The organism is Thermogutta sp., from assembly GCF_014359955.1.
Classification (GTDB): Bacteria; Planctomycetota; Planctomycetia; order Pirellulales; family Thermoguttaceae; genus Thermogutta.
This window is the reverse complement of record NZ_JACIYL010000882.1, coordinates 1-1,719: the sequence shown is the minus strand read 5'-3', so window position 1 is coordinate 1,719 and position 1,719 is coordinate 1. Positions and strand designations below refer to the sequence as shown.

Genomic DNA, 1,719 nt, shown 5'->3' with positions numbered 1-1,719 from the left:
GCGTCAATACAAAACTCTCTGAAACGCATACAACATCCGGGGGCATTGCGAAATGAAGCCCGAAACCGACGAGATTTCATTGGGGGCACTTGGTGGTTACACGTCCGCCGTCCGCGCCCTGGCCAGGAATCCAGGTAGGGGCGATTCACAGATCGCCTGTCAACACGCGGAACACCGCCAAATGGACCGCGCACAACACGTCAACGGCCCGCCACGCCCCGTATTGGCCGTGGGTTATGCGGTGTACCTCGTCCCGGGCAGCCGGTCAGTTTTTGCGAATTATTCTGACAGGCTATCAGCTTCTTCCTGTTCTACGGGGTGTGTGCTGCCCCCATACTGGGTGATTTTCACCAGGCCATGCGGTCATTTCTGCAAATGGGCTGTATCATGGACGTGGTGTGCCTTTGAAAAATGATTTGGGCCATTTATCCGGACACGAAAAGGAGTGGTTTCTCGCGTGGAAGCGTCTATTCCTCAACTTATCGTTATTCTGCTCGTCGGTTTTCTGGCTGGCACAATCTGTCGGGTGTGCAGAATTCCCATGCTGCCCGGCTACGTTCTGGCGGGCGCCATAATTGGTCCGAGTGGATTCAGCTTGATCGGCCCCGGCGACCAGATTGAGTCCCTCGCTGAAATCGGGGTTGTTTTTCTGCTGTTTGCGATCGGCATTGAGTTGTCCCTCGAAGAACTCCGTCATTCCTGGAGGGAATTCCTGAGTATCGGCACGATCCAGGTAGGATTGTGTTTCCTGGTGGTGGCGATTCTCTGTCAACTCTTTGGAATCAAACTTGGGGCGGCTATTGTGGTGGCCATGAGCGTTGCCATGAGTTCCACCGTTATCGTGTTCCGTGCTTTGACAGAATGGGGCTACACGACACATCCCGCGGGCCGTCGTGCCATTGGCATTCTGCTGTTTCAGGATGCTGCCATCCTTCCAGTTATGATGTGGATGGCCGCGAGCGAAAGACACAGCAGTACGACCGTTTCGTTCGCGATAAGTTCAATTTTGCTGGCAGTACCCCTGATAATGGCAATCCCGATTCTCCGCCTGATAGTCGCCCGGTGGATCGTCCCCCGACTGGGGCGGCTGAGAAGTACAGAAATTGCGGTCCTTTTTGCGCTGCTCATTCTCACCACATTCGGTTATGTGAGTCACCTGATGAATCTTCCCGTTGCCTTGGGAGCCCTGGGAGCGGGGATTACCCTTAATGGAAATCGTATGACGAAACAGCTCGATGCCCTTGCGCTTCCGTTTCGAGAAACCTTCGGGGCTATCTTCTTTATCAGTCTCGGCGCATACCTCGACCTGCACGAATTGCAGGAAATAACAGGCGGCACGTTGATTCTGTGTGTTCTCTGTCTCGTTGCCAAGGCTGTTTCACTGGGGCTTGCCCTGCGGTGGAGTGGACTTCCCTGGCGGTCAGCGGTGGGACTGGGGGCAACACTCTTTCAGATGGGTGAACTGTCGTTCCTCCTGCTGTGGAATGGGCGACAAACAGGAATCGTTTCCGGCGGCCTGTACAACGCACTCATGCTGGCGGCTATCGCCACTTTGATGGCCACACCCATTCTGGTTTACTGGGGCTTTCGCATGATCCGAGGTTCGGTCCAAGAAGGGCAGCCAGATCACAAAGCTGAGGAAGACACGGAGCTTCGCAAAGTGGTCCTCATTGGGGCTGGCCCCATGGGCGGGCACATCGCCGCTTATCTGGAGACGCT

The 1,719-nt window shown here is 55.3% G+C and carries 1 protein-coding gene; it reads left to right on the top strand.

Annotated features, from left to right (window positions below; all coding sequences use genetic code 11):
* Positions 1-457: 457 nt before the first annotated feature.
* Positions 458-1,719: cation:proton antiporter (locus H5U08_RS17870; RefSeq protein ID WP_297036227.1), on the top strand; the 1,262-nt coding region annotated here is incomplete at its 3' end.